We start from the raw sequence: 25,572 nt of genomic DNA on the forward strand, positions 1-25,572 counted from the left end.
AACCCGTCCCACATCGCGGACGTCTGACAGGAGGTGACGACTTCTCCAGCCCTGATGCGCCCGGCGCGGTTCGGCGACCTGGCGGCCATCGTGGACGTGCACACGCAGGCGCGTGCCGCGTACTACCAGGCGGGCGGCCTGCCCGGTTCCGAGATCGACAGCCCCGACGGGTGGGCGCGCCGCCGCGCGTCCTGGGCGCACGCCATCCAGTCGAGCGCGACGACGGTGCTGTGCGCCGTCGAGGACACCGAGGTGGTCGGCGTGGTGGCCATGGGACCGCCCAAGGAGGGCGCGCAGGCCCCGCCGGCGTGCGGTGAGCTGCACCGCATCCATGTGCGCCCGGACCGCTGGGGCCGCGGCGTCGGGGGGCGGTTGCACGCCGAGTTCGTGCGCTTCCTGCGGGAGTCCTTCCTGGAGACGGGGCTGCTGGACGCCTGGGAGCGCAACAGCCGCGCCCTCGCCTTCTACACCCGTCACGGCTGGGTCCCGGAGGGCGGTCGCCGCCCTGGCCCCGGCGGCGCCGACTTCGTGCGTCTCCGTCTCGACCTGCGCGGCCGTGTGTCCGCCGCCGCGTCCGCGGGCAGGGCCGTGCCGCTGGCCTGACCGGCGGCGCCTGGCATCCTGTCCGGTGTGCTGATCAAGGGGTACGACCACGGACCGCTGACGGCCGGTGAGCCGCTGACGGACCGGCCCGGCTTCTGGGCGAACCACCTCCTCGGGTGGTGCGAGGCCGGGCCGGACGGCGAGCGTCCCGAGCCGGAGTGGCTCGGGGACGACGGGGCCGACACCGACGCCCTGGCCGAGGTGCTGGACGACGAGCGGGCCTGGCCGGTCCTCAAGGTGCCCTTCGGGGACGGCCACTGCGTCGTCCTGGTCCACCGGAACCTCGACGGCGACGCCGGGCTGGACTTCCTGCTCACCCATCCCGGCTGGGTCCGCGCGGAGACCCTGTTCTCGTACGCCGGCGACACGTACGGCCCCGGTCTGCGGTGGCGCCAACTGGTGCACGTCGCCGACGCGGTGCCGGGCTCCGGCCCGGACGAGGGCCTGTCCGATCCCTCCGCCCGGCTGCTGCTCCTGCTGCCCGTGCTCGCCGACGGCCGGCGGTACGCGACGCAGGCCCTGCCGCGGATCGCCGCCGCGCTCACAGCGGTCGGCGCGCCGCAGGAGACGGCGGCGCTCGCGGCCCGGTGCCTCATCGGCGGGCCGGGGGACGGGATCTGGCACGACCCGGCGTGGGGCTCGCCGCTCAGCGGTGGCGGTTCCCCTGCCGGGGAGGGCGAGGGGCGGCCGGGCCCGCAGCCGTTGCCGGGTCTCGGCGTGACCGCCGCCCAGGGGGAACGGCTCGCCCGCGCCCTCGGCGGGCACGGGGAGCCGTCCACCGGGGTCAGTGCGCGACGGACTTGGCCCATTCCTCCACGGTGACGACGTCGGCCTGCCGCGGGAACACCTTCTCCGTGAGCACGCGGTGCACCTCGGGGTCGGCGTCCAGGCATCCGTCGGACAGCACGGTGAGGCCGTAGTCGAGGTCGGCCGCCTGGCGCAGCGTGGACAGGACCACGCCGGAGGTGGCGATGCCGGTCAGGACGAGGCTGTCGATGCCGCGCGCCCTCAGGACGATGTCCAGGTCGCTGCCCGCGAAGGCGCTGACGCGCTTCTTGGTGACGACGACGCCGCCGGGGGCGGGCGCGACGTCGGGGTGGATCTCGGCGCCCGGGTCGCCCGCGGCGAAGCCGCCCGCCTGCGCGAGCGCGTCGAAGGTCTTGTTGCGGGGGCTGATCTCCGGGTGCCCGGCGCGGAAGCCGATGACGACGTGGATGACGGGGACGTCCGCGGCACGCGCGGCGTCGATCGCGTCACGCACCCGGGGCAGATATCCGGCGTCCCCGGTGAAGCGGTCGGTGATGGCTCGCTGGACGTCCATCACGAGGAGTGCGCTGTGCGCCATTCTTGCTGTCCTTTGTCCGTGCCGTTCGGGTCGTTCGAGTCGTTCGCGTCGCCACCGGGACGGCTCGCCGCGGGGGTGTCGCGGCGGCCGCGCAGCGCCGAGGCGAGGGCGGCGATCAGGGCCATGACGGTGGCCGCGCCGAAGACGGTGACGAGTCCGTGGTGGAAGGGGCCGGAGACGAGCGTGGGGAAGAAGGCCGTGCCGGTCAGGACGTGCACCTGGTGCTCGGGCAGGGTGCCGAGGACCCCGCTGGGACCGAGCAGGTGGCCGATGGGGTTGTCGCCGAGGAAGGTGGCGAACAGGGTGCTCACCGGCGGCAGTCCGGCGACCTGCTCGGCGGTGCCGGCGGGCACGCCGTTCGCCCGCAGTCCGTCCGCGAGCGTCTGCGGCAGCGAGCCGGCCAGTCCGGCGATCATCAGCGAGAAGCACAGGCCGATGGAGAGCGCGGTACCGGAGTTCTGGAAGGTGGAGCGCATGCCGGACGCGACGCCGCGCTGATCCGGCGCGACGCTGCCCATGATGGCCGAGGTGTTGGGGGCCGAGAACATGCCCTGCCCGATGCCGCTCACCAGCAGCAGTGCCGCGAAGGCGGGGTAGGGGAAGTCGACCGGGAGCGCGAGCAGGCCGACGAACGCGGCCGCCACGAGGACCAGTCCGGTGGTGGAGAACAGCCGGGCACCGAAGCGGTCCGACAGGTACCCGGACACCGGCCCCGCCACGAGGAAGCCGACGGTCAGCGGCAGCATGAACAGCCCCGCCCACAGGGGCGTCTGCTCGAAGTCGTAGCCGCGCAGCGGCAGCCAGATGCCCTGCAGCCAGATGATGAGGGTGAACTGCAGGCCGCCGCGGGCGATCGCGGTCAGCAGCACCGCCAGGTTGCCTGCGGCGAACGCCCTGATGCGGAACAGGCCGAGCTGGAACATCGGTTCCGCGACCCGGGTCTCCGCGACGCAGAACGTCACGAGCAGCACCACGCCCGCCGCCAGGCCGCCGAGCACCCAGGGGTTGGTCCAGCCCGTGGGGTGGCCGCCGTAGGGCTGGATGCCGTACGTGATGGCGGAGAGCAGGCCCCCGGCGCCGGCGGTGAAGGTGAGGTTGCCGATCCAGTCGACGCGCCCCGGCTTCCGGGCGCCGGTCTCCCGCAGGCTGCGGTACGACCAGACGGTGCCGACGATGCCGATGGGCACGCTCACCCAGAACACCGCGCGCCAGTCGATGGTGGCCAGCAGCCCGCCGGCGATCAGTCCGAGGAACTGGCCCGCGAGCGCGGTGATCTGGTTGATGCCCAGCGCCATGCCGCGCTGCCGGGTGGGGAAGGCGTCGGTGAGGATGGCCGCCGAGTTCGCGGTCAGCATCGACCCGCCGACGGCCTGCACGATCCGGAAGCCGATCAGCCACAGGGCGCCGCCCCCGCCCCTGAGCGGGTCGAGGGACAGGGCGAGCGACGCGCAGGCGAAGATCGCGAACCCCATGTTGTACATCCGGACCCGGCCGAACATGTCGCCGAGGCGGCCGAGCACGACCACCAGCACGGCGGAGACCAGCAGGTAGCCCAGGATCATCCAGAGCAGGTAGCCGATGTTGCCGGGGGCGAGCGGATCGAGGCCGATCCCGCGGAAGATGGCCGGCAGGGAGATGATCACGATCGACGCGTCGATGGTCGCGATCAGCACGCCGAGCGTCGTGTTCGACAGCGCCACCCACTTGTAGCGGCCGCCGTCGACGTACGCGGTGGTCACAGCTGCTCCGCCAGCCGGTCCAGCAGGGGCAGCGCGTCGACGAGCTGCCGCCGCTCCTGCGCGGTGAACTGGCCGCCCAGCACGGCGGCCAGCCGCTGCACCGACTCCGACCGGCGGTCCGCGAGCACCTTGAGCCCCGCCTCGGTCACCGTCATCACCACGCGCCGCTTGTCCTTGGCGTCCGGCCTGCGGCTCACCAGCCCGCGTTCCTCCAGCCCGGAAAGCGTCGTCGCCATCGCCTGCGGGCGCACCCGCTCCAACTCGGCCAGCGACCCCGGCGAATCCGGGCCGTCCCGGTCCAGCCGGGCGATCACCGACACCTCCGAGAGCGTCACGTCCCCCACGGCGTGCGCCTGGCGCAACCGCCGCGCGATCCGGCCCACGCTCAGCCTCAACGCGGCCCCGACCTCGGTCGGGTCACCGGCTTCGAGTGCCTTCGCATCCATGAGTAGTAACAATAGATTAATCAATCTGATGTAACTATCGAGCTCCGGTCAAGACCGGACCAAGAGGTGACGCCGGGGCCGGGCGGGGGCACGCGGGGACCCCGCTTGCGGAGGACGCACAAGCAACGCATAAGGTTAGGCTCGCCTAATACTTCAAAGGTGAACCACGTACAGGAGTCTCCACATGTCTCTTCGGCGCCGCGGCACAGCCGCCGTCGCTGTCGCCATCGCCGCCGCGCTCTCCCTCGCGGCCTGCGGTGGATCCAGCAGCAACGGGAAGGAGGGCAGCGCAGCCGCCTCCGCGACCGCCGGGTCCAAGGACTCCAAGTCCGTCGCGCAGGGCGGCGAGGACTTCGGGGACGCCGCGGAGAAGACCGCGGCCATGGGCACCACCGCCAAGCCGGGCGAGTGGCCGCGCACCATCGCCCACGCCATGGGCAGCACCGTCCTCAAGGCGCAGCCGAAGCGCGTCGTCGTCCTCGACGTGGGCGAGCTCGATAACGTTGTCTCGCTCGGCGTCAAGCCGGTCGGCCTCGCGCCCACCGAGGGCTCGCCGGAGCTCCCGTCCTACCTCAAGGGCGCCGCGGGCAAGCCCGCGAACATCGGCACCATCAACAGCCTCAACCTCGAGGCGATCGCCGCGCTCAAGCCGGACCTGATCCTGGGCAGCCAACTGCGCGCCGCCGACTCCTACGACGAGCTGTCGCAGATCGCGCCGACCGTCTTCTCCATCCGCCCCGGCTTCACGTGGAAGGAGAACTACCTCCTCAACGCCGCCGCGCTGGACAAGACCGCGCAGGCCAAGGCGAACCTCGACGCGTACGCGAAGAAGGCGGAGGCACTCGGCACGAAGCTGGGCGCCGACAAGCCGAGCGTGTCGATGGTGCGTTACATGCCCGAGGGCAAGATCCGCCTCTACGCGAACGACTCCTTCATCGGCACCATCCTCAAGAACGTCGGCATCCCGCGGCCGAAGAACCAGGACATCGAGGACCTGGCGGCGGAGATCAGCGCCGAGAACATCGACCAGGCCGACGCCGACTACATCTTCACCGGCGTCTACGGCGACCCCAAGGCCACCGAGAAGTCCAAGGCCCAGGGCAACCCGCTGTGGAAGAACCTGAAGGCGGTCAAGGACGGCCACGCCTTCGACGTCCCGGACGAGACCTGGTACCTCGGGCTCGGGGTCACCGCGGCCAACGCGGTCCTCGACGACCTGGAGCAGCACCTCACGGCGTGAGCCCGCGAGGCCACCGAGAGCCGTACGCCGGGCGCCGGCGGGCCGTCGTGCCCGCCGGCGCCCGGCGCGCGCCCGTACGACCCGCAATCCGCAACGCGGAACCCGGAAAGAGAGAGTGAGCGCGGCGCATGGCGCGACCGACCCGTCGCCGTATCGCCTGGCTGGTGGGGTGCGCGGTGATGCTGCTGATCGCCGTCCTGCTGAGCCTGGCCGTCGGCAGCCGACAGATCGCCCCCGGCGAGGTCCTCCAGGCCCTGCTGCACGGTGGCACCAGTGACGACGCCCAGGTGGTGCGGGCGTTGCGCGTGCCGCGCACCGTCATCGGTGTACTGGCCGGCGCCGCCCTCGCCGTCGCCGGGACCGTGATGCAGGGCGTCACCCGCAACCCGATCGCCGAACCCGGCATCCTGGGCGTCAGCCAGGGCGCGTCCGTCGGGGTGGTGTGCGCGATCGCGTTCCTCGGCGTGCACACGCTCACCGGGTACGTCTGGTTCGCCTTCGTGGGCGCGGCGGTCGCGGCCGTCGCCGTGTACGCCGTCGCCGCGGGCGGCTACCGCGGCGCCTCCCCCGTGAAGCTCGCGCTGGCGGGCGCCGCGATGAACGCCTTCCTCGCCTCCGTCGTCTCCGGGATCGTCACCACCGACGCCCACGCGCTGGACGAGTTCCGGTTCTGGCAGGTCGGCTCGATCAGCGGCCGCGGCAGCGACGTCATCGGCCAGATCTGGCCGTTCGTGGCGGCCGGACTGCTGCTGGTCGCGACGATGGCCCGGGGCCTGGACGCGCTCGCGCTCGGCGACGACGCCGCCAAGGGCCTCGGCCACAACGTGGCGCTGCTGCGCGTGCTGGGCGCGGTGGGGGCGACCGTGCTGACCGGCGCGGCCGTGGCCGCCGTGGGGCCGATCGCCTTCACCGGCCTGGCCGTCCCGCACATCGCCCGGGCCCTGGTCGGTGCGGCGCACCGCTGGGTGCTGCCGGTGGCCGCCCTCCTCGGGCCGGTGATGATCCTCGCCTCCGACGTGCTCGGCCGTATCGTCTTCCCGCCCTCGGAGGTACCGGTGGCCGTCATGACCGCCCTGCTCGGCGTGCCGTTCCTCATCGCGCTGGTGCGGCGCCGGACGGTGGTGGCCGCATGAGCCGCGCGACCGCACCCACGACCTCGCCCGCCCCGCTCTCCGTACGCCCGGCCGGGCACGCCCTGTTCCGTCCCGGGCGGGGCAGTTTCCTGGTCCACCGCCGGGCGGTCCTCGTCGCCGTCGTGCTCGCCGTGCTGCTGCTCGCGGCCGTCGTGCTCTACCTCTGCGTCGGCGAGTCCTTCGTCTCCCCGGTGGAGGTCGTCGACGTCCTCCTCGGCCGTCCCAGCCCCGACCAGCTCGTCGTCGGCACGCTGCGACTGCCCCGCCTGGTCGTGGGCCTGCTCGCCGGGGTCGCCTTCGGCGTCGCCGGGGCGCTGGTCCAGGCCGTCGCGCGCAACCCGCTGGCCAGCCCCGACGTCATCGGCGTGACCCACGGCGCGGGCGCCGCGACGGTCGCCGCGATGAGCTTCGGCCTCGCCTCGCACACCGCGCTCCCGTACGTGTCCATCGCGGGCGGTCTCGCGGCGGCGCTGCTCGTCTACGTCTTCGCCTGGCGCCGCGGGCTCCACGCGTCGCGCTTCGTCCTCGTCGGGATCGGCGTCTCCGTCGCCCTGGGCTCGCTGACGCAACTCTTCCTCACCAAGGGCGACTTCCTCGTCGCGCAGCAGGCCAAGGTCTGGCTGACGGGCTCGCTCAACAGCCGTGGCTACGACCAGGCCGCCCCCCTGGCGACGGTGCTGCTCCTGGCGATCCCCGCGGCGCTCTGGGCGGCCAGGGCCCAGCGCGCGGCCTCCTTCGACGACGACACCGCCATGGCCCTCGGCATCCGGCTGGACCGGGTACGGCTCGGCCTGACCGCGCTCGGCATCGTCCTGGCCTCGGTGGCGACGGGGGCCACGGGACCGGTCGACTTCGTCGCCCTCCTCGCCCCGCAGATCGCCCGGCGGCTGACCCGTACGGCGCAGATCCCGCTGCTGTCCTCGGCGCTGACCGGCGCGCTCGTGGTCGTCGTCGCCGACCTGCTGGCCCGGCGCCTGTTCTCCCCCGTCGAACTCCCCGTCGGCGTCCTCACCGCAGCGGTGGGCGCCCCCTACCTGATGTGGCTGATCGCCCGCACCCGCAGCCGTTCCGGAGGCACCACCTCATGAGCCGTACCAGCCGACTCACCGCCCGGGAGCTGACCCTGGCGTACGAGGACCGCACCGTCGTCGACGGCCTGGACCTGGAGATCCCCGACGGGCGGGTCACCGTCATCGTCGGCCCCAACGCCTGCGGCAAGTCCACGCTGCTGCGCGCGCTGGGCCGGCTGCTCAAGCCGCGCTCCGGCACGGTCCTGCTGGACGGCACCGAACTCGCCCGCATCCCCGGCCGGCAGATCGCCCGGGCCATCGGAGTCCTGCCGCAGAGCCCCACGCCGCCGGACGGCATCACCGTCGCCGACCTCGTGGCGCGCGGACGCCAGCCGCACCAGAAGTGGTGGCAGCAGTGGTCCGAGGCCGACGAACGCGCCGTCGCCGAGGCGCTGGAGCACACCGGCACCGCCGACCTCGCGGACCGGCCGGTCGACGAGCTGTCGGGCGGGCAGCGCCAGCGGGTGTGGATCGCCATGGCCCTCGCCCAGGAGACCGACCTGCTCCTGCTGGACGAGCCCACCACGTACCTCGACATCGCCCACCAGGTGGAGGTGCTGGACCTGGTCCGCCGCCTCAACCACGGACGCGGGCGCACGGTCGTCGCCGTGCTCCACGACCTCAACCAGGCCGCCCGCTACGCCGACCACCTCATCGCCATGAAGGCCGGCCGGATCGTCGCCCAGGGCCCGCCCCGCGACATCGTCACGGCGGACCTCGTCCACGAGGTCTTCGGCCTCACGTCGGTCATCGTCCCCGACCCGGTCACGGGCAGCCCCCTCGTCGTCCCCGGCGTGCCCTGGCAGCCCGCGGCAGCCGACTGACCTCCCCCGTCGCACGGCACGGCGGAGGCCGACGGCCTCCGCCATACTGCCCGGATGACCGCACCGACCGGCCGCTGGGAGGCGCCGGACGAGGGCCGGGCGTCGCTGGGTTCGTCGCTGCGCCCCTGCGCCCGGGTCGGGTCGGGGTCGGACAGCGCGGTCTGGAAGCATCGGATCATGAGCGGAACCCACCTGAGCGTCAAGGACGTCGTCGTCGACTGCGCGGATCCGGAGCGGCTGGCCGCGTTCTGGGGCGAGCTGCTGGGGCGGGCGGTCGTGGCGCGGATCGGCCCGTACGTGTGGCTCGCGCGAGGCGAGGGGCCGGGCCTGGGCTTCCAGCGGACCGAGGAGCCCAAGTCCGGGAAGAACCGGGTCCACTTCGACGTGGCCTCGCCCGATCCGGGGGCGGAGCGGGCGCGGATCGAATCGCTGGGCGGGCGGGTGCTCGAGGAGTACGCCGAGGGCGGGTTCCTGGTCATGGCCGACCCCGAGGGGAACGAGTTCTGCGTCGTCCCCGAGGGGCCGTTCGAGCTCGACGACGAGGGACGCGCGAGCTACCTCCACGACGGCGGCTGATCAGGGGCGAGGCCCGCACCATGTGCCGCATGACCTCCGGGGGCAGCGCCGGGTGCCCCGCGGCCACTTCCGCCGCCCGGTGGACCGGGCCGCGCTCTCAGCCGCAGCCGGGCGGCGCGGCAACGAGGAGGTCCCGCAGCGGCTCGCGCTCCGTGGGGAGTCCCGCGGCCCGCAGCCAGGAGACGCGGTTGGCTATGGTGCCCCAGCAGGCGTCCTGGCCGACCAGGGCCTCCAGGAAGGCACGCTGGGCCTCCGTCAGCGGCCGGTCGGGGGCGTACGGGGTCGGGAAGGCGCACGCGAGGAGCGGGCCCCACTCGCTGTCGACGGTGTGCTGGTGGTACTTCGGCACCAGCGCGAGCGCGGCCGGGAGGACCTCGTCGAAGTGCCGGGCGCGGTCGAGCAGTCCGCGCAGCAGGGTGAAGCGGAACCAGCCGTCGAACTGGGGCAGCGGCTCGTCGAACCACGCGTCGGCGGCCGCGGGATCCGCGAGCGCGTCGAGCAGCGCCGGCACGGCCGCGGAGTCGGAGGTGCCCAGTGCGGCGCAGGCGCGCACCGCCGGGTCGGGGTCCGTCAGGAAGCCGCCGGTGTCATGGCCCCAGGCGCCCAGCGACAGGAGGGCGCCCGCCCGCTCGCGGCGGTCGCCGTCGGCCCGGGCTATCCGCTCCAGGCGTGCGGCCGCGGCCGGTACGTGGTCGGCGAGTTCGGGCGCCCGGAGCAGCTGCGTCACCACGCCGAGGGACGCCTCCCTGACGGTGGCGTCCGCGTCGTCCAGCCAGGGCAGGACCGCGCCGAACAGTTGCGGCCGGACGGCACGGCACGCCTCGATCGCCGCGATCTCCTCGGCCCAGTCCTCGTCGCCGTCCTCCTCGTCCTCCTCGTCCTCCTCGTACGCCGCGGAGTCGGCGAGTTCGCCCAGCCATTCCAGGAGCGCGGCACGCAGCGGCCGGACCCGGTCGTCCCAGGAGAAGTAGCTCTCGTGAACGGCGAGCGTGCGGGGGTCGCCCAGGATGCCCGCGACGAACAGCGCGGCGGGCGCGGTGGCGGAGTACAACGACCCCTGGTGCAGCACGGACATCTCCAGCCGGCCGAGCGACTCCGCCTGTACCTCCGGGTCGTCGTGCAGGAGCCCGAGCAGGTCGTCCGGGGTGCCGTCCGCGGGCCCGTAGGCGTGGGCGAGGGCTGCCCAGTCGGTCGCCGGCAACAGGGCGGCGGGTTCGGGCAGGGCGATGGCGGCGTCTTCGTTCGCGGACATGGCGGCAGTCTGCCGCAGAGGTCCGACAACGGCCGCGCACATCAGGCGAATCCGGCCCTTTCGCCCGTGTTTCCGCGTTAACTGTGGGGCGGCAGTGAGCGATGTGGGGAGGGGGGAGTACATTGCGGCTGCCATTGGCATCGGAATTCACCACAGCCTGGAGAACTTGTGACCGCATCCCCCCGCCGTGCCTGGTACCGCCCCGGCACCCTGATAGCAGCCGCCGCGACCGGTGTCATCGGTCTCGGCCTGTGCGCCACCCCGGCGTCCGCCCACACGCCCGACTGGAAGGCGGACTGCCACAAGGTGGAGGTCCACCTGAAGGCGTACAACGGCGGCGTCAAGAACACCGTGAAGATCACCGCGGACGGCAAGGACCTGCTGCCGACCACGGAGTTCGGTTCGTCGTTCGACCAGACCCTCGACGTGCCGCCGCACACCGCCGACGTGCACCTGCACCTCAGCGTGGTGGCCGGCGACGGCGAGCGGTTCTCGAAGGAGGACGACCTCACCGTTCCGGCGTGCCAGGACCAGAGCACGCCCACGCCCACCCCGACGGAGACGAAGACCACCGAGTCTCCCAAGCCCAGCGAGACGCCCAGCGAGTCGGCCGGCACGGCCCCCTCCGCTGCGCCCTCCACCCCGTCCACCGACGAGTCCCCGGCCGGCGACCTCGCCGAGACCGGTGCCTCCAGCTCCACCCCGCTGATCGCGGGCGGTGCGGCCGTCGCGCTGCTCGCCGGCGGCGGTCTGCTCTTCGCGAACCGCAAGCGTCGCGCCGCAGCCCGTCACTGACCTCCGGTCGCTGACGGCGGCGCGGTGACGCGCCGTGCATGACACAAGGGTGCCGGACCGTGCTCCGTACGGTCCGGCACCCGTCTTTTTGCGCCCCGTGGCGGGCGCCCCACGTCAGGCCACGGGCCCCGGCGCGGCGGAGGCCTCGAACTCCCCCTTGCGCAGCCGGTACACCTGCAGCCGCAGGTCGTAGTACTTCTCGGTCTCCCCGACCCATTCCATGCCGACGCTGCGGGCCGTGGCGGCGCCGCGGTCGTTCCGCGGGCGGACCACGGCGAAGAGTTCGTCGACGCCCGACGCGAAGGCGTACCCCGCCAGGGCGCGCCCGGCCTCGGAGGCCAGGCCCCTGCCCCAGTAGGGGTGGGCGAGCTGCCAGCCGATCTCCAGGTCGACGCCGTAGGGCGGGAGCGGCAGGACGGCGGCTCCGCCGACGAGTTCGCCGCTCTCGCGCAGTTCGATCGCCCAGCGCCCGGCCGGCCGTTCGAGGGCGGCACCGCCCTCCTCCCAGGAGCGCAGCAGTTCCCGCATGGACGCGACGTCGGGCTGCCGGGTCATCGCCGGGGCCAGCCAGCGCGTCACGTCGTCCGCCCCGTAGACGGCCAGCGCCGCTTCGGCGTCGTCGCCGCGCCATGGCCTCAGGACGAGCCGGGGGGTGACGATCCGGGTTTCCTCGTTGCCCTTCGCGCGCTGCGCCGTGGCCGTACCAGTCATCTGCGTCTTCCGTCCCTGTCGCGAGCTCCGCCGGCCGTACGTCCGGCGGGCGCCCGAAGTCCCCTGTGCCCTTGCACAACACCAGGGGGCCGCCGTCACTTCCCGCCCCTTTCTTACCTAACCCTCATCACTCGCTTGACAGGTTACCTCGATCCTGTTTGCATGTAACCATCGAAGTGAATCGAAGGGGTTAGACATGGTCACCGTGCACCACCGCTACACCGAGGTCCAGGGGCACCGGCTCTTCTACCGCGAGGCGGGCCCGGCCGACGCCCCCGTCATCGTGCTCCTCCACGGCTTCCCGACCAGCTCGTTCATGTTCCGCGAGCTGATCCCGCGGCTCGCCGGCCGCTACCGCGTCATCGCGCCCGACCACCTCGGCTTCGGATTCTCCGACGCCCCCGCCGCCGACGCGTTCGCGTACTCCTTCGACGCCCTCGCCGAACTCACCAAGGGCCTGCTCGACCGGCTGGGCGTCACGCGCTACGCGCTCTACGTCCAGGACTACGGAGCGCCGATCGGCTGGCGCCTCGCCCTGGGCGACGCCGGCGCCGTCACCGCGATCGTCACCCAGAACGGCAACGGCTACGAGGCGGGGTTCATCGAGGAGTTCTGGAAGGACGTCCACGCCTACCAGCGCGAGCAGACCCCCGAGACCGAGGCGGGCGTCCGCGTGGCGTTGAGCCTCGAGGGCATCAAGTGGCAGTACGTCACAGGAGTGGCGGACGAGACCACCGTCAGTCCCGATGCCTGGCACCACGACTTCCAGCTGGTCTCCCGGCCCGGGAACGACCTCGTGCAGCTCACGCTCTTCCGCGACTACGCGTCGAACCTCCCGCTCTACCCGCGCCTGCACGAGTACCTGCGCACCCACCCCGTGCCCGTGCTCGCGGTCTGGGGCGAGAACGACCCCATCTTCGGGCCCGACGGCGCCCGGGCCTTCGCCAAGGACGCGCAGCGGGCGGAGGTGCATCTCCTCGACGGCGGCCACTTCCTCCTGGAGACCCACGTCGAGCCCGTCGCGGAGCTGATCCTGGGCTTCCTCGACAAGGCCGGGCTGCCGCAGCCGCGCTGAGTTCCCGCATCCCCCACCGCCGTACGACGATTGCGAGGGCCATGACCCGCCACACCGGCTTCCACGAGGGCGAACTCTCCGTCCAGCGACGTGCCGGCGTCGCGCACGAGGCCGCGCGCCTGCGGGGCATGCTCGACCCGCCGCACCTCGGCGGCGGCGTGGCCCACTTCCTCGCCGACCGGGACCTGGCCGTGCTCGGCGCGCACGACGAGGCCGGACGCCTGTGGGTCTCCCCGCTGACGGGGACCCCGGGCTTCCTCTCCACCCGGGGCGACGCCGTACGGGTCGCCGCCCGTCCCGGCACGGGCGACCCCCTCGCCGTGCTCCCCGTCGGCGGGGCCGCGGCCCTGATCGTGATCGACTTCGCGATCCGCCGCCGGCTGCGCCTCAACGGCACCCTCGCCGCGGCCGACGACGCCGGCTTCGAGCTCGCCGTCGACCAGGCGTACGGGAACTGCCCCCAGTACATCCAGCAGCGCCTGCTCGGCCCGGCGCCGGCGGACACCCCCGGCGGCGAGGACACGCCCACGGCCGAGGTGCGGCCCGCCGACCGGCTCGACGCGGCGCAGGCGGCCCTGGTGGGCCGGGCCGACACCTTCTTCCTGGGCACCGCCCACCCCGAACACGGCGCCGACGTCTCCCACCGGGGCGGCCCGCCCGGATTCGTCCGGACGGCGCCCGACGGCAGCCTGTGGTGGCCGGACTACCCCGGCAACAACATGTTCAACAGCCTCGGCAACCTGGCCGGCGACCCCGCCGCGGCCCTGCTCTTCGTCGACTTCGCCACCGGGACGACGTTGCAGCTGTCCGGCACCGCGGTCGTCGACTGGACCGCACCCGGTGCCGCCGGCGACGACGGCGGCACCGGCCGCCGGGTCCGCTTCACCCCGCGGCACGTCGCCACCGGGCGGGTCCCGGTCCGGGCGGACGCCGTCCTGCCCTACCGGCTCAACCCACCGCTCACCGCCTGACCGCGATCAGCCGCCCGTCACCGCGGCCAGCAGCCCGCGGAAGTCCTCCTCGCAGGCCGGGCAGCCGCGCAGGTGCACCGCGACACCGGGGTAGCGCCGCTCCGGTGCCGCGTCCGCCAGGAACAGCTCCAGGTAGACGTCCATCATGTCCAGCGCCGCGTCGCAGCCGGGGTCCAGGGGGTCGGTCCGCAGGAGGTCGTCAAGGCCCTGCCAGTCGTTCATGAGCGCCTCGCTGTCGTCAGGGGCAGATGTCCATTGGCTGCGAGCCGGGCACGGAGCTTACGCCGCGCGTCGAACATCGTCTTGTAGAGCGCGTTGCGGTTCGTCCCGAGTTCCGCGGCGAGCGTGTCGGCGTCCACGCCGTTGACCGCGAGCGCGGTGAACACCGTGCGCTGGCGCTCGGTGAGCTCCTCCTCGACGGCCTCACGCAGGGCGTCCACGAGTTCACGGGCCTCGCTCTGCCGGACGGGGTCGATGCCGAGCCGGTCGGGGAGCCGCTCCCACGCCTCGGGGTCGAGCTGCACGCCGGCCGTCCGCCAGAAGTGACGGCCGAGCTTGCTGGACACCTCGTTCATGACGAACTTGTACGCCCAGGTCGTGAAGCGGCTGTCACCACGGAAGTCGCCGATCTTCCGGGTGATCGACAGCAGCGCGTCGGCCGCGGCCTGGTGGGCGATGTCGTCCAGCTCCGGCCCGGTGATGCCGTGCCGCGACCCGCGCCGGTTCAGCTCGGCGTAGGCGATCCGCAGCAGCAGCGCGTGCAGCCGGCCGGTCGCCTCCTCGTACGCCTCACCGTCCGCCGAGAGCGCCCGCACCCACTGCGCGGACTCCGCGTCGAGGGACCGGCCGCCCCGGGCCCCGTCACCGGCCCGGCCGTCGTGTTCTGCGGAACCCATGCAGCGATCCTAGACGCGGCCGCCCGCCCCCACCTCCACGGCGGCGCCCCCGGCGCCCCGCGGAAAACCGGTCGTTCCCGGCAGGTAAGACCCGCGCGTTCCCCGTCACCAATGGGCGTACGGAAAAGAGAGAGCCGCGAGCAAGGAGGGACCGTGACCGGCTACCGCAGGAACCCGGAGGCCGTCTCGCGACTGTCACCGGAGCAGTACCGCGTGACACAGGAGAACGGCACCGAGCGCGCCTTCACGGGCGCCTACCTGGACAACAAGGAGCCCGGGATCTACGTGGACGTGGTCTCGGGGGAGCCGCTGTTCGCCTCGGTCGACAAGTACGACAGCGGCAGCGGGTGGCCGAGCTTCACCCGGCCGCTGGACCGGACCACCGTCGTGGAGCGCCCCGACCCGGCGTACGGACGGCTGGCCACCGAGGTCCGCTCGGCGACGGGCGACAGCCACCTGGGGCACGTCTTCCCCGACGGCCCGCGGCAGGCGGGCGGCCTGCGGTACTGCATCAATTCCGCCTCGCTGCGCTTCATCCACGCCGATGACCTGGAGCGGGAAGGTTACGGGGCCTACCTCGGGTTGTTCGACAATGGTGACAGGACCGATTCGGAGGATTGACATGGCAGGACAGACACAGAGGGCCGTGCTCGCGGGCGGGTGCTTCTGGGGCATGCAGGACCTGATCCGCAAGCAGCCCGGCGTCGTCGCGACCCGCGTCGGCTACTCGGGCGGCGACGTGCCCAACGCGACCTACCGCAACCACGGCACGCACGCCGAGGCGATCGAGATCCTCTTCGACCCCGAGCGGACGGACTACCGGGCGCTGCTGGAGTTCTTCTTCCAGGTCCACGACCCGACCACGAAGAACCGCCAGGGCAACGACATCGGCATGAGCTACCGCTCGGCGATCTACTACGTGGACGACGAGCAGAAGCGTGTCGCGGAGGACACCATCGCCGACGTCGAGGCCTCGGGCCTGTGGCCCGGCAAGGTCGTCACCGAGGTCGAGCCCGTCGGGCCCTTCTGGGAGGCCGAGCCCGAGCACCAGGACTACCTGGAGCGCTACCCGGAGGGCTACACCTGCCACTTCCCGCGGCCGAACTGGCGGCTGCCCGCCCGCGCGAAGGGCTGACGGACCCCGTCGCGCCGCCCTGGTGACGGGCTCGGGCGGCGCGGCGGCCCTCGGCGGCCCGGGGCCAGGCCGTGTCGTCACATGAGTCGCTGAGCCCGCCCTTCGGGCGGGCCGGCGCTCATTTGACGACACGGCCCAGCGGCCCCGGGCCGCCGTCGCACGTCAGTCGGCGGCCGTGGCGCGGGCGCGACGGTGGTGGCGCCGGGCCTTCATCCGGTTGCCGCAGGCGGCCATGGAGCACCAGCGGGCGGTGTTGGCCTTGCTGCGGTCGAGCAGGAACAGCCGGCACTCCTCGTTGGCGCAGGGCCGCAGGCGTCCGGGCCTGCCTTCCTGGAGCGCGCCCCAGACCGTGACGGCCCGGACGGCCGGTATGCGGTCCGCGGGGGCCTCGAGCTCCCAGTCGATGCCGTGCGCGGTCACCCGCGGCACCCGGACGACCCCGGTGAGCAGCTTCTGGAGGTCGCCGGGCTCACCGTCCCCACGCGCGACGCGCTGCAGCACGTCGCGCGCCGCCAGGAGGTGGCGCAGCTCCTGCGCCGTGCCGGTTCCGCCGTGGGCGCGCAGCCAGCGGCGGCCGGCGTCCGGGCCGGCCAGCTCGTCCACCTGGGTGCCCTCGACGACCGGTGTCGTGTTGAGCAGTTCCAGGAGGAAGTCGTCGTCAGTGGTGTCGGCCGTCATGCTCGGCGCCCCCCATTCCCGGGTAACCCTTCATTACGTGTTTGAAGGTTACACCTCCGGGCATGGGCACGGCGGGCGTCGCCTGGCTCATGAGGCTTCCAGCCGCAGTTCACGGCCCCTCCAGCGGGAACGCAGCCGCCGGTCGTGGCTGGCGACGACGATCGCCCCCGGTCCCGGGCCGAGCGCCTCCTCCAGTTCGTCCGCGAGCCGGGGCGAGAGGTGGTTGGTGGGCTCGTCGAGCAGGAGCAGCTCGGGCGGGTCGGCCACCAGCAGGGCCAGGGCCAGCCGGCGCCGCTGCCCGACGGACAGCCGCCCCACCGGCCGGTCCAGCTCCGGAGCCCCGAGCAGCCCGAGGACGGCCAGCGGCACGGCCTCCGCGCGCTCGGCGCCGAGCGACGACGCGTAGGTCTCCCGTGCCGTGCGGTGCGGCCGCTCGAACACCGTGTCCTGGGTGAGCAGGCCGACGGTCAGGCCTTCCCTGCGGCGTACGCCGCCCGCCGCCGCCAGGTGCCCGGCGAGCACGGCCAGGAGGGTCGACTTCCCCGCCCCGTTCACCCCGGTGACCAGCAGCCGGTCGGCGGCCGCCACGTCGAGGTGGTCCAGGCGGAGCCTGCCGGGTACGTGGACGTCGCGCAGCGACAGCAGGACGCCCTCGGCGGACCCGGCGGCGAGCGCGGCGGCACGGAACCGCAGCGGCTCCGGCGGCCGGGCGACCTGGTCGCGCTCCAGTTGCCCCAGCCTGCGGGCGGCGTTGCGGACGCGCCGGGAGATCTGCTGCTGCACACGGCCGCCGGAGTGGCCGTACCCCATCTTCTCGTTGTCGCGTTTCGGCCGGTCGTGCGCGACCCGGTGCCCGGTGACGTCCACCGACCGGCGCAGCTCGGCGAGTTCCTCCTGCTCGGCTTCGAAACGCCGTTGCCACCGGGTCCGTTCGGCGTGCTTCTCCTTGAGGTAGGCGCTGTAGTTGCCGCCGTAGCGGGTCGGGCCGTCGGCGGCCGGGTCGAGGTCGATCACATCGGTGCAGACGGCGTCGAGGAAGGCCCGGTCGTGGCTGGCGACCACCACGGCCCCCGGGAGGCCGCGCAGTTGCTCCTCGAGGAAGGCCGCGGCGTCGTCGTCCAGGTGGTTCGTCGGCTCGTCGAGCAGGAGCGCGGTGGGCCGTCGCACCAGGAGCGCGGCGAGCGCCAGCCGGCCGCGCCGCCCTCCGGACAACCGCGAGAGCGCGCGGTCGCGCGGGACGTCGCCGAGGCCGAGCCCGGCGAGCACGATCCCGGCACGGCGGTCGGCGTCCCAGACCTCCTGGGCCTGGGCCGCGTCGAGCGCTCCGGCGTACGCGTCGAGCAGTTCGCCGTGGCCCGGCGCGTCCTGCGGGGTCTCGGCGAGGGCGGCGGCGAGCCGGTCGAGCTCGGCCAGGTGCCGGCGCGCCTCGCGCAGGGCGTCGTCGAGGACGTCGGCGACGGTCGCGCTGCCGGGGAAGGGCAGCTCCTGACACAGGAAGCCCAGGTCAGGGGGGCGGACCACGGTCCCGTCGTCGGGCTCGGCCACTCCGGCGAGCAGTTCGAGGAGAGTCGACTTGCCGGCACCGTTCTCGCCGAGCAGACCGATCCGGTGCCCGGGGGCGGCAGTGAGGGAGAAGCCGTCGAGCACGCGTCGGCTGCCGAAGGTACGGACGAGCTCATGGGCGGACAGGGCGGATGGGGTCATGGGGATCACCAGGGGAAGGGGTCGGCGGCCCCGGCCGCCGTGACGGGGCCGGGGCTGAGGCTGGGGCCTGGGGGACGGCAGGGGTGGCACGCGGCGCCGCCCGGAGGCCGGCCGCGGGCCCGGGGCTACGCCGGGGCGGAGCCGGTCTCCAGCAGCCGCCCCTCGGACAGGTGCAGCCGGCGGTCGACGCCGATCCGCTCGAGGAACCGCACGTCGTGGCTGACCACGACGAAGGCGCCCTGGTAGGCGGCCAGGGCGCTCTCCAGTTGCCCCACGCTGACCAGGTCGAGGTTGTTGGTCGGCTCGTCCAGGAGCAACAGGTGCGGGGCGGGCTCGGCGCACAGGACGCACGCCAGGGTGGCGCGCAGCCGTTCGCCCCCGGACAGCACCCGGACCGGCAGGTGGGCGCGCTGCCCCCGGAACAGGAAGCGGGCGAGCAGGTTCATCCGCTCGGCCTCCGGCGTCGCCGGGGCGGACCGCGCGAGGTTCTCCGCCACCGTGCGGTCGGCGTCCAGCAGGTCCAGGCGCTGCGACAGGTACGCGACCCGGCCGTCCGCACGCCTGACCCGGCCGCCGTCCACGGGTTCGAGGTCGCCGTGGAGCAGGCGCAGCAGGGTGGACTTGCCTGCGCCGTTGGGGCCGGTCAGGGCGATCCGCTCCGGCCCGCGGATCGTCAGGGCGGCGCCCTCGCCCGCGAAGACGTCCCGCCCGTCGTAGCGGATCCGCATCCCCTCGCCGACGAACAGCGTGCGTCCGGCGGGGACCCGGGTGCCGGGCAGTTCCACCACGATCCGCTGGTCGTCGCGCAGGGCCCGGCCCGCCTCGTCCAGGCGTGCCTTGGCCTCGCCGACCCGGGCCGAGTGGGTCTCGTTCGACCGCCCCGCCGACTCCTGGGCGCGGCGCTTCAGCGTCCCGGCGAAGATCTTGGGCAGGCCCGCGCTGTCGAGGGTGCGGGCCGCGTTGCCGGCCCGGCGTGCGGCCCGTTCCCGGGCCTGCTGCAATTCGCGCTTCTCGCGCTTGAGTTCCTGTTCGGCGCTGCGGACGTTCCGCTCGGCGACCTCCTGGGCGGCCCGCACGGCCTCCTCGTACCGGGTGTAGTTGCCGCCGTGGAACTGGAGCGCGCCGCCGTCGAGCTCGGCCACCCGGTCCACCCGGTCGAGCAGTTCGCGGTCGTGGCTGACGAGCAGCAGGCAGCCGCGCCACTCCTCCAGGACCCCATACAGCGCGCGTCGCGCGTCGATGTCCAGGTTGTTGGTGGGTTCGTCGAGCAGCAGGACGTCGGGCCGCTTGAGCAGTTGCGCCGCCAGGCCGAGCGAGACGATCCGGCCGCCGCTCAGGGTGCGCAACGGCCGGGCGAGGGAGACGTCCCCGAGGCCGAGCCGGTCCAGCTCGACGCGGGTGCGTTCCTCGATGTCCCAGTCGTCTCCGATGGTGGTGAAGTGCTCCTCCGCGGTGTCCCCCGACTCGATGGCGTCGATCGCGCGGATCACGGCGGCGACCCCCATGACCTCGGCCACGGTGAGGTCGCCCGCCAGCGGCAGGCTCTGCGGCAGGTAGCCGAGCGTCCCGTTGACGGTGACGGTGCCGCCACGGGGCCGGTGCTCGCCCGCGATCAGCTTGAGGAGGGTGCTCTTGCCGGCGCCGTTCGGCGCCACGAGACCGGTGCGGCCGCCGCCGACGGTGAAGGACAGGTCCTCGAAGACGGGGGTGTCGTCAGGCCAGGAGAAGGACAGGTGTGAGCAGATGACGTACGCGTCGGACATGGGTGGGCCCTCGGGAGGTCGCCGCGCGCGGGCAGGGTGCCGCCGCACGGGAAAGGAAGTGGGATGGCATGACGAAGCGGCCACGGCGACGGCGCGTCGTGCGCGCCCGCCCATGGCCGAGGACACCCGGATCACCCGGAGATGTCGTCGTCACCCGCCACGTTCGTACTCCCTTGGTTCCCGATCGAACGCGCGTCACCCTACCAGCCGTCCCGACGGGCCACGAGGGTCAGCGGTCGAGTCCGGCGAGGCCGTCGCCGAGCACGCTCGCGCCCAGGAGCAGCAGCACGACCACCAGGATCACCGTGCTGTTGGCGACCATGAACCGCCGCAGGCCGTCCAGGACGCGGGCCGCGCGCTCCCCGCCGGTGAGGTGCAGGAGCACCGCGCCGAGCACGACGCAGGAACCGACGAGGACGAACGCGACCACGGCGAGGGCGAGGTCCGTGCCCTGCGCGCCGGTCTCCACGATCGACGCCGCGGCCGAGGCCGTCAGGACGAGGTTCTTCGGGTTCGCCGCCGACAGCAGGAGGCCGAGCAGCAGCGCGCGTGCGGCCGTCGCCTCGTCCAGCGACCTCGTCCAGCCCGGCGCCTGCACCTCGTCACCGTCCCTCGGGCGGCGCCACCACTTGCGCACGCCGAGGACGAGGAGCGCGCTGCTGGCGCACACCCGTCCCCAGTCGGCGACCGCCGAGGAGGTGCTGTGGGGGTCGTGGGCGCCGCCGAACGCCACGGCGACGACGGCGGCCACGGCGACGAGTCCGGCGATCCATCCGGCCGCGAAGAGCGGGCCGTTGCGCCGGCCTTCGCCTCCGCCCAGCATCATGACGACGCCGATCACGGGGAACGGGCTGAGTGCCACCGCGAGGGCCGCGGGCAGCACGGCCCCGATAGCCTGGCCGAGCACCTTTCCCCTTCCGTACCGCACACCCGGCCGCTCCGGGTGTCTTGGCTCGTCGCCCGCTTCGCCGGGCCGTCAGAGCGCCCGCAGCTCACCACCGTCGACGGGCAGCATCACGCCGGTCAGGAAACTCGCGGCCGGCGAGAGGAGGAAGGCCGCGGCCGTCGCGAACTCCCGGGGCCGCCCCGTGCGGCGCAGGGAGTTCTCCGGGCGCCTGCCGCCGGTCAGGACGGCCAGTTCCTTGGCGCGATCGGTGTCGATGTGCGCGGGCAGCAGGCCGTTCACCCTGGTGCCGGATCCGCCGAGTTCGTCGGCGAGCGTCTTGGCCACCATGGCCAGCCCGGGCCGCAGCCCGTTGGAGACGGCCAGCCCGGGGATCGGTTCGCGGACCGACGAGGACAAGACGAAGGCGAGGGAGCCTTCGCCGGTGAACGCGTTCGCGGCGGCCCGGGCGATCCGCACCGCGCCCAGGAACGTGGACTCGAAGGAATCCCGCCACACCTGGTCCGCGACGTCCATCACGGCGCCGACGGGCGGCCCGCCGACGCTGACGAGGGCGCCGTCCAGCCGGCCGAAGTGCCGCAGCGCCGCGCCCACGACCTCGTCGGCGGAGCCCGGGTCGGCGTTGTCCGCGACCACGCCGACGGCGCGGGCATCACCGCCCAGGTCCCGGGCCGCGTCAGCGACGGAGGCGGCGCTGCGTCCGGTGACCACCACCCGGGCGCCCTCGGCGGTCAGCACCTCCGCCACGGCCCGGCCGAGTCCCCGGCTGCCGCCGGTCAGCAGGTAGACGTGGTCCCGGCATCCCAGATCCATGACGGCTTTCCGTTCCTCGCGCCTCAGAGGGTGATCTTCCGGGGCCGGGTGGTCACCACGATGACGCAGGTGACGCCGGACTCCAGGGCCGCCGTGAACTCCTTCTCCAGCTCGGCCGTGCTCGCCACCTCGACGGCCCGGCAGCCGAAGCCCCGCGCCACGGACACGATGTCCAGTCCCGGCAGGTCGAGTCCGGGCACGCCCGGGGTCCGCTCCAGGTCGGCGAAGGACTTCAGGATCGAGTACTCCCCGTTGCGCATCGCGACGTACACGACGGGCAGCCCCTGCTGCACGGCGGTCCACAGCCCCTGCACCGAGTACTGGAAGGAACCGTCCCCGATCAGGCCCACCACGGGACGCCTGACCCCGCGGTCCCGGTCGCCGAGGGCGATGCCGACGGCGGCCGGCAGGGCCCAGCCGATGCCGCCGCTCGCGGTGGCGAAGAAGGACCCGGGCTCCACGGTGGGCAGCCACTCGGCGTGCTCGGCCATGGTCGAGGTGGACTCGTTGACGAAGACGGCGTGCTCCGGGCGGACCTCGGCGAGGGTGGCGTAGACCTCGGCGGGCGTCGGCGGGCTGCTCGGGGTCCGCGGCAGCTTCCGCGGGCGCGGCATGGGCTCGGGCCGTTCGCGGTCGCCGCCGTCGGCGACCTCCTCGATGAGGAGTTCGATCGACATCCGGGCGTCGCCCAGGAGGCTGTCGCCGACGCGGGCGGCCGCGGCGACCGCCGGGTCGCTCGTGATGTGCAGCAGTTCGGTCCCCGGCGGCAGGATCTCGCCGGGCACGTACGGGTAGTACCGGAAGACCTCGGCCCCGATGACGACCACCAGGTCGTGGCCGGTGAGCCGTTCGCCGATGGCCCGCACCGACATGCCGAGCGGGCCCCGGTAGAGGGGGTGGTCCTCGGGGAACGACGCGCGGTCCGCGAGCGGCGGGCTGTAGACCGCCGCCTTCAGCCGCTCGGCCAGCGCCAGGGCGGCCTGCCATCCGCCGGCGCGGTCCACCTCGGGCCCGAAGACCAGGGCGGGACGCCGGCTCGCCGTGATGCGTGCGGCGAAGCGCCGCAGGCGTTCCGGGTCCGGCGCGTACGCCGTGCTGACGTCGCGCAGGACGGCGGGGCCGGTCAGCGGCCGGTTCCAGTCGTCGAGCGGGATCGACAGGAACACCGGCCCCGCGGGCGGCTGCAGGGCCGTGGCGTAGGCGCGCATGAAGGCCTCGGGCACGTCCTCCGCGCGCGCCGGCTCGTACGACCACTTCACCCACGGCTTGGGCAGGGTCGTCGCCTCGCGGTTGCCCAGGTAGGGCTCGCCGATGACGAGTTCGCGGTGCTGCTGGCCCGCGGTGACGATCAGCGGGGTGTGCCCGTGGTACGCGGCGACCAGGTTGCCGACGCTGTTGCCGAGCCCGGCCGACGAGTGCACGTTCACCAGCGCCGGGCGGCGGGTGGTCTGGGCGTAGGCGTCCGCCATGGCGATGACGGAGGCCTCCTGCAGGGCCAGGACGTACGTGAAGTCGTCCGGGAAGTCCTGGAGGAACGTCTCCTCGGTGGATCCCGGGTTGCCGAAGACCGTGGTCAGCCGCAGTGACCGCAGCAGGTCGTAGGTCACCGAGTGGACGGTGGATCGCTCGCTCATGGTGCGCAGTGCTCCCAGGGCCCGTGGACGCCGAGGCGGACGGCACCCGCCGATCGCGGGGTGTCACATGTCGCCACACACGGTGACGTTAGACGCTCGCACCGCACCCACCCCGCACATCGGACGTGCCGCGCGGTGCGATCATCCCAACGGGCGGCGCGGGCGAACGGGCCCCGGTGGCGGCCCGCCTCAGAGGTTCGGCAGCTCCTGCTCGGCCCAGATCGTCTTGCCCGTCTCCTCGTAGCGCGTGCCCCAGTGCCGTGTGAGGGAGGCGACGATGAACAGACCGCGTCCGCCCTCGTCCTGCAGACGGGCGTGGCGCAGGTGCGGCGCGGTGTCGGCGTCGTCGTGCACCTCGACGGTGAGTCCCCGGTCGAGGATCAGCCGCAACCGGATGGGGCCCCTCGCGTGCCGGATGACGTTGGTGGCGAGTTCGCTGACGACCAGGTCGGTGACCGGGGCGTGGTCCTCCAGCCCCCACTGCGCCAGCCGGCCGTGCGCGGCACGGCGGGCCTCGCGGACGGAGGGCGCCTCGGCGGGGAAGGTCCAGCTGGAGATGTGGTCGGGGGCGATGGTCCGGGTCCTGGCCAGCAGCAGGGCGGCGCCGTCCTGCGGGGTCGCGCCGCGCAGCACCTTGTAGACGATCTCGTCGCACACCTCCCCGGGGGCGGCCGCGGGTTCTGCGACCACCTTGCGCAGCCGGGTGAGCCGCTCCTCGGCCTCGGCCGGGTGGCGGTGTGCGCTGCCGTCGGAGTAGAGCGTCAGCAGGCTGCCGGCCCGCAGCTGCGTGGTCACCGTCTCGTAGGGCGTGCCGTGGCCGAGCGCCGGCCCGGCCGGTACCTCCAGCGTGCTCACCACCCCGTCGGGCCCCGTCAGCAGAGGGGAGGCGTGCCCGGCGGAGGCCGCCGCGCACGTCCGGGTGACCGGGTCGTACGTCACGTACAGGCAGGAGGCGGTGAAGGGCGGCCGCGCGTGGTGCAGCGTCACCGGGTCCGCGTCCTGCTCGCGCGCCAGCCGCCGGCCCGCGTCGTCGAGGTGGGCCAGCAGCTCGTCGGGCGGGAGGTCCATCGCGGCCAGCGTGGAGGCGGCGGTCCGCAGCCGCCCCATCGCGGTGGAGGCCTGCAGGTCCTCCCCGGCGACGTACCCGATGACGAGCCCGACCCGGCAGCTCGACAGCGGGAGGACGTCGAACCAGTGGGCGCCGTAGCGGCCGGGCATGTAGCAGTGCGAGGACCGCACCCCCGCCGCCTCGGGCGGCCGGCGCGGCAGAAGACTGCGCTGCAGCGCGGTGGCGACCGTGTGCTCGCGGGTGAAACGGCGGGCGTTGTCGACGCAGATCGCCGTGCAGGTGGCCAGTTGGGTCGCCAGCGACAGGTCCTCCTCGTCGAAGGGCACCGGGCGCGACCCGTCCCGGTAGAAGCTGGCCAGGCCCATGACCAGCCCGTGGACGGTCAGCGGCGTCACGATCAGCGAGTGCGCCCCGGAACGCGCGATGAACTCCGCGCGCGCCCGGTCGTGCACCAGCCATCCGCCGGACGACGGCACCGCGTCCACCAGCCGGGGCCGCAGGTCGCCCAGGGCCTGCGTGTACGGCGTGGGGAAGGCGAAGTGACTGGCGCTGCCCACGGGGTAGGCGCCGTACTGCCCCTCGCGGGACGTGAACGCGGCGCGCCGCATCGGCATCCGGATTGTCACCGGGCCCACGGGCGCGTCCCCGGTGAGCACGGACTCCATCAGGTCGACCGCGACGGCGTCCGCGAAGCACGGCACCGCGATGTCGGCCAGTTCCTGCGCCGTACGCAGCGGGTCCAGCGAGCTGCCGATGCCGGCCCGCGCCATGTTCAGGAGGTCCAGTTCCTTCTGCTTGCGCAGGTCGCGGGTCACGTCGTGGACCATCGCGGCGACGCCGATGGGCCGCCCGCCGTCCCGCAGGACGAAGCCGGTGACGGCGTAGTCGTGGCGGTTGCCCGGATCGGTGGCCGGGTACGCGCTGACGGGACGGTCGAGGACCGCGGAACCGCCCTCCAGGACCTCGTTCATGACGGGCGAGAGCGGGATCCGGTCGTCCAGGTCACCGAGGGCGGCGCCGATCACCACGTCCGCCGGCAGCCCGCGCACGGCCAGGGCCGCGGGGTTGGCGCGCAGGACGCGCAACCGCATGTCGTACATCTCGAGGCCCGCCCTGGCCTGCTCGAACAGGGCCTTCTCGAAGATGCACGCGCCGTCCGGGGCGCCCTCGCCGTTGCCGGTACCGGTCATGGCCAC

26 protein-coding genes are annotated in these 25,572 nt (G+C 73.6%); 12 read left to right on the forward strand and 14 right to left on the reverse strand.

What is annotated here, in order from left to right:
* Positions 1-33: 33 nt before the first annotated feature.
* The gene (locus OG937_06285; GenBank protein WUD71326.1) at positions 34-603 is read left to right on the forward strand and encodes a GNAT family N-acetyltransferase; all 570 of its coding nucleotides are present in this window, start codon (positions 34-36) and stop codon (positions 601-603) included.
* A 27-nt stretch (positions 604-630) separates the two neighbouring features.
* The gene (locus OG937_06290) at positions 631-1,425 is read left to right on the forward strand and encodes a hypothetical protein (GenBank protein ID WUD71327.1); all 795 of its coding nucleotides are present in this window, start codon (positions 631-633) and stop codon (positions 1,423-1,425) included.
* Here the strand turns inward: OG937_06290 and OG937_06295 are convergent.
* The 3 genes from OG937_06295 to OG937_06305 are packed head-to-tail and all read right to left on the reverse strand — an operon-like array spanning position 1,388 to position 4,133.
* A complete protein-coding gene (locus OG937_06295; GenBank protein WUD71328.1) occupies positions 1,388-1,948 on the reverse strand; it encodes a cysteine hydrolase in 561 nt (186 codons plus the stop codon). The genes OG937_06290 and OG937_06295 overlap by 38 nt on opposite strands.
* Positions 1,924-3,687, reverse strand: coding sequence for an MFS transporter (locus OG937_06300; GenBank protein ID WUD71329.1), 1,764 nt, complete (start codon positions 3,685-3,687; stop codon positions 1,924-1,926). The genes OG937_06295 and OG937_06300 overlap by 25 nt, the downstream gene beginning before the upstream one ends.
* Complete coding sequence (locus OG937_06305) at positions 3,684-4,133, reverse strand: MarR family transcriptional regulator (protein WUD71330.1); 450 nt, start codon at positions 4,131-4,133, stop codon at positions 3,684-3,686. Before OG937_06305 ends, OG937_06300 begins: the two co-directional genes overlap by 4 nt.
* Before the next feature lie 184 nt (positions 4,134-4,317).
* Between OG937_06305 and OG937_06310 the strand changes: the two genes are divergently transcribed.
* The 5 genes from OG937_06310 (at position 4,318) to OG937_06330 (ending at position 8,976) form a co-directional block, all read left to right on the forward strand.
* A complete protein-coding gene (locus tag OG937_06310) occupies positions 4,318-5,373 on the forward strand; it encodes an iron-siderophore ABC transporter substrate-binding protein (protein ID WUD71331.1) in 1,056 nt (351 codons plus the stop codon).
* Between the two features lie 128 nt (positions 5,374-5,501).
* A complete protein-coding gene (locus OG937_06315) occupies positions 5,502-6,506 on the forward strand; it encodes an iron ABC transporter permease (protein WUD71332.1) in 1,005 nt (334 codons plus the stop codon).
* Positions 6,503-7,594 (forward strand): iron ABC transporter permease, encoded by a 1,092-nt coding sequence (locus OG937_06320; GenBank protein ID WUD71333.1) that lies wholly within the window; start codon positions 6,503-6,505, stop codon positions 7,592-7,594. Before OG937_06315 ends, OG937_06320 begins: the two co-directional genes overlap by 4 nt.
* Entirely contained in the window at positions 7,591-8,400 is an 810-nt protein-coding gene (locus tag OG937_06325; GenBank protein ID WUD71334.1) for an ABC transporter ATP-binding protein, read from the forward strand. The genes OG937_06320 and OG937_06325 overlap by 4 nt, the downstream gene beginning before the upstream one ends.
* 177 nt (positions 8,401-8,577) lie before the next feature.
* On the forward strand, positions 8,578-8,976 hold the full coding sequence (locus OG937_06330; protein ID WUD78644.1) for a VOC family protein: 399 nt from the start codon (positions 8,578-8,580) through the stop codon (positions 8,974-8,976).
* 97 nt (positions 8,977-9,073) lie between these two features.
* Here OG937_06330 and OG937_06335 read toward each other — a convergent pair whose 3' ends face one another.
* The gene (locus OG937_06335) at positions 9,074-10,228 is read right to left on the reverse strand and encodes a HEAT repeat domain-containing protein (GenBank protein ID WUD71335.1); all 1,155 of its coding nucleotides are present in this window, start codon (positions 10,226-10,228) and stop codon (positions 9,074-9,076) included.
* Positions 10,229-10,396: 168 nt separating this feature from the next.
* Between OG937_06335 and OG937_06340 the strand changes: the two genes are divergently transcribed.
* Positions 10,397-11,023: an LPXTG cell wall anchor domain-containing protein gene (locus OG937_06340; protein WUD71336.1), complete on the forward strand. Its 627-nt coding sequence runs from the start codon at positions 10,397-10,399 to the stop codon at positions 11,021-11,023.
* Between the two features lie 114 nt (positions 11,024-11,137).
* On the opposite strand, the gene OG937_06345 is transcribed toward OG937_06340, so the two are convergent.
* Positions 11,138-11,734 carry a GNAT family N-acetyltransferase gene (locus OG937_06345; protein ID WUD71337.1) on the reverse strand — a complete coding sequence of 199 codons (597 nt, stop codon included), beginning with the start codon at positions 11,732-11,734 and terminating at the stop codon, positions 11,138-11,140.
* A gap of 196 nt (positions 11,735-11,930) precedes the next feature.
* Here OG937_06345 and OG937_06350 point away from each other — a divergent pair, with 196 nt between their 5' ends.
* Both OG937_06350 and OG937_06355 read left to right on the forward strand, forming a co-directional pair.
* Positions 11,931-12,809 carry an alpha/beta fold hydrolase gene (locus tag OG937_06350; GenBank protein WUD71338.1) on the forward strand — a complete coding sequence of 293 codons (879 nt, stop codon included), beginning with the start codon at positions 11,931-11,933 and terminating at the stop codon, positions 12,807-12,809.
* A 41-nt stretch (positions 12,810-12,850) separates the two neighbouring features.
* The gene (locus tag OG937_06355) at positions 12,851-13,780 is read left to right on the forward strand and encodes a pyridoxamine 5'-phosphate oxidase family protein (protein WUD71339.1); all 930 of its coding nucleotides are present in this window, start codon (positions 12,851-12,853) and stop codon (positions 13,778-13,780) included.
* A 6-nt stretch (positions 13,781-13,786) separates the two neighbouring features.
* On the opposite strand, the gene OG937_06360 is transcribed toward OG937_06355, so the two are convergent.
* Positions 13,787-14,002 (reverse strand): hypothetical protein, encoded by a 216-nt coding sequence (locus tag OG937_06360; protein ID WUD71340.1) that lies wholly within the window; start codon positions 14,000-14,002, stop codon positions 13,787-13,789.
* On the reverse strand, positions 13,999-14,676 hold the full coding sequence (locus OG937_06365; GenBank protein ID WUD71341.1) for a sigma-70 family RNA polymerase sigma factor: 678 nt from the start codon (positions 14,674-14,676) through the stop codon (positions 13,999-14,001). Before OG937_06365 ends, OG937_06360 begins: the two co-directional genes overlap by 4 nt.
* Before the next feature lie 153 nt (positions 14,677-14,829).
* Here OG937_06365 and msrB point away from each other — a divergent pair, with 153 nt between their 5' ends.
* The gene (msrB, locus tag OG937_06370; protein ID WUD71342.1) at positions 14,830-15,297 is read left to right on the forward strand and encodes a peptide-methionine (R)-S-oxide reductase MsrB; all 468 of its coding nucleotides are present in this window, start codon (positions 14,830-14,832) and stop codon (positions 15,295-15,297) included.
* Position 15,298: 1 nt separating this feature from the next.
* Positions 15,299-15,811, forward strand: coding sequence for a peptide-methionine (S)-S-oxide reductase MsrA (gene msrA, locus OG937_06375; protein WUD71343.1), 513 nt, complete (start codon positions 15,299-15,301; stop codon positions 15,809-15,811).
* A 162-nt stretch (positions 15,812-15,973) separates the two neighbouring features.
* Here the strand turns inward: msrA and OG937_06380 are convergent, their stop codons facing one another.
* The 7 genes from OG937_06380 to OG937_06410 form a co-directional block, all read right to left on the reverse strand.
* Positions 15,974-16,489, reverse strand: coding sequence for a CGNR zinc finger domain-containing protein (locus OG937_06380; protein WUD71344.1), 516 nt, complete (start codon positions 16,487-16,489; stop codon positions 15,974-15,976).
* Positions 16,490-16,576: 87 nt separating this feature from the next.
* Positions 16,577-18,193: an ATP-binding cassette domain-containing protein gene (locus tag OG937_06385; protein WUD71345.1), complete on the reverse strand. Its 1,617-nt coding sequence runs from the start codon at positions 18,191-18,193 to the stop codon at positions 16,577-16,579.
* A 125-nt stretch (positions 18,194-18,318) separates the two neighbouring features.
* On the reverse strand, positions 18,319-19,956 hold the full coding sequence (locus OG937_06390) for an ATP-binding cassette domain-containing protein (protein WUD71346.1): 1,638 nt from the start codon (positions 19,954-19,956) through the stop codon (positions 18,319-18,321).
* Positions 19,957-20,185: 229 nt separating this feature from the next.
* Complete coding sequence (locus OG937_06395) at positions 20,186-20,863, reverse strand: GAP family protein (protein WUD71347.1); 678 nt, start codon at positions 20,861-20,863, stop codon at positions 20,186-20,188.
* Positions 20,864-20,932: 69 nt separating this feature from the next.
* Complete coding sequence (locus OG937_06400; GenBank protein WUD71348.1) at positions 20,933-21,673, reverse strand: SDR family oxidoreductase; 741 nt, start codon at positions 21,671-21,673, stop codon at positions 20,933-20,935.
* Positions 21,674-21,696: 23 nt separating this feature from the next.
* A complete protein-coding gene (gene mdlC, locus OG937_06405; GenBank protein WUD71349.1) occupies positions 21,697-23,307 on the reverse strand; it encodes a benzoylformate decarboxylase in 1,611 nt (536 codons plus the stop codon).
* A 189-nt stretch (positions 23,308-23,496) separates the two neighbouring features.
* Positions 23,497-25,566: a SpoIIE family protein phosphatase gene (locus tag OG937_06410; GenBank protein ID WUD71350.1), complete on the reverse strand. Its 2,070-nt coding sequence runs from the start codon at positions 25,564-25,566 to the stop codon at positions 23,497-23,499.
* Between the last annotated feature and the right edge of the window lie 6 nt (positions 25,567-25,572).

It is taken from the genome of Streptomyces sp. NBC_00510 (assembly GCA_036013505.1).
In the GTDB taxonomy this organism is placed as follows: domain Bacteria; phylum Actinomycetota; class Actinomycetes; order Streptomycetales; family Streptomycetaceae; genus Actinacidiphila.

Bases quoted from the DNA above. Each gene is read 5' to 3' on its own strand.
- OG937_06295 (WUD71328.1), bottom strand. From the start codon at position 1,948: ATGGCGCACAGCGCACTCCTCGTGATGGACGTCCAGCGAGCCATCACC.
- OG937_06305 (WUD71330.1), bottom strand. From the start codon at position 4,133: ATGGATGCGAAGGCACTCGAAGCCGGTGACCCGACCGAGGTCGGGGCC.
- OG937_06310 (WUD71331.1), top strand. From the start codon at position 4,318: ATGTCTCTTCGGCGCCGCGGCACAGCCGCCGTCGCTGTCGCCATCGCC.
- OG937_06315 (WUD71332.1), top strand. From the start codon at position 5,502: ATGGCGCGACCGACCCGTCGCCGTATCGCCTGGCTGGTGGGGTGCGCG.
- OG937_06320 (WUD71333.1), top strand. From the start codon at position 6,503: ATGAGCCGCGCGACCGCACCCACGACCTCGCCCGCCCCGCTCTCCGTA.
- OG937_06325 (WUD71334.1), top strand. From the start codon at position 7,591: ATGAGCCGTACCAGCCGACTCACCGCCCGGGAGCTGACCCTGGCGTAC.
- OG937_06330 (WUD78644.1), top strand. From the start codon at position 8,578: ATGAGCGGAACCCACCTGAGCGTCAAGGACGTCGTCGTCGACTGCGCG.
- OG937_06335 (WUD71335.1), bottom strand. From the start codon at position 10,228: ATGTCCGCGAACGAAGACGCCGCCATCGCCCTGCCCGAACCCGCCGCC.
- OG937_06345 (WUD71337.1), bottom strand. From the start codon at position 11,734: ATGACTGGTACGGCCACGGCGCAGCGCGCGAAGGGCAACGAGGAAACC.
- OG937_06350 (WUD71338.1), top strand. From the start codon at position 11,931: ATGGTCACCGTGCACCACCGCTACACCGAGGTCCAGGGGCACCGGCTC.
- OG937_06355 (WUD71339.1), top strand. From the start codon at position 12,851: ATGACCCGCCACACCGGCTTCCACGAGGGCGAACTCTCCGTCCAGCGA.
- OG937_06360 (WUD71340.1), bottom strand. From the start codon at position 14,002: ATGAACGACTGGCAGGGCCTTGACGACCTCCTGCGGACCGACCCCCTG.
- OG937_06365 (WUD71341.1), bottom strand. From the start codon at position 14,676: ATGGGTTCCGCAGAACACGACGGCCGGGCCGGTGACGGGGCCCGGGGC.
- msrA (WUD71343.1), top strand. From the start codon at position 15,299: ATGGCAGGACAGACACAGAGGGCCGTGCTCGCGGGCGGGTGCTTCTGG.
- OG937_06380 (WUD71344.1), bottom strand. From the start codon at position 16,489: ATGACGGCCGACACCACTGACGACGACTTCCTCCTGGAACTGCTCAAC.
- OG937_06385 (WUD71345.1), bottom strand. From the start codon at position 18,193: ATGACCCCATCCGCCCTGTCCGCCCATGAGCTCGTCCGTACCTTCGGC.
- OG937_06390 (WUD71346.1), bottom strand. From the start codon at position 19,956: ATGTCCGACGCGTACGTCATCTGCTCACACCTGTCCTTCTCCTGGCCT.
- OG937_06400 (WUD71348.1), bottom strand. From the start codon at position 21,673: ATGGATCTGGGATGCCGGGACCACGTCTACCTGCTGACCGGCGGCAGC.
- mdlC (WUD71349.1), bottom strand. From the start codon at position 23,307: ATGAGCGAGCGATCCACCGTCCACTCGGTGACCTACGACCTGCTGCGG.
- OG937_06410 (WUD71350.1), bottom strand. From the start codon at position 25,566: ATGACCGGTACCGGCAACGGCGAGGGCGCCCCGGACGGCGCGTGCATC.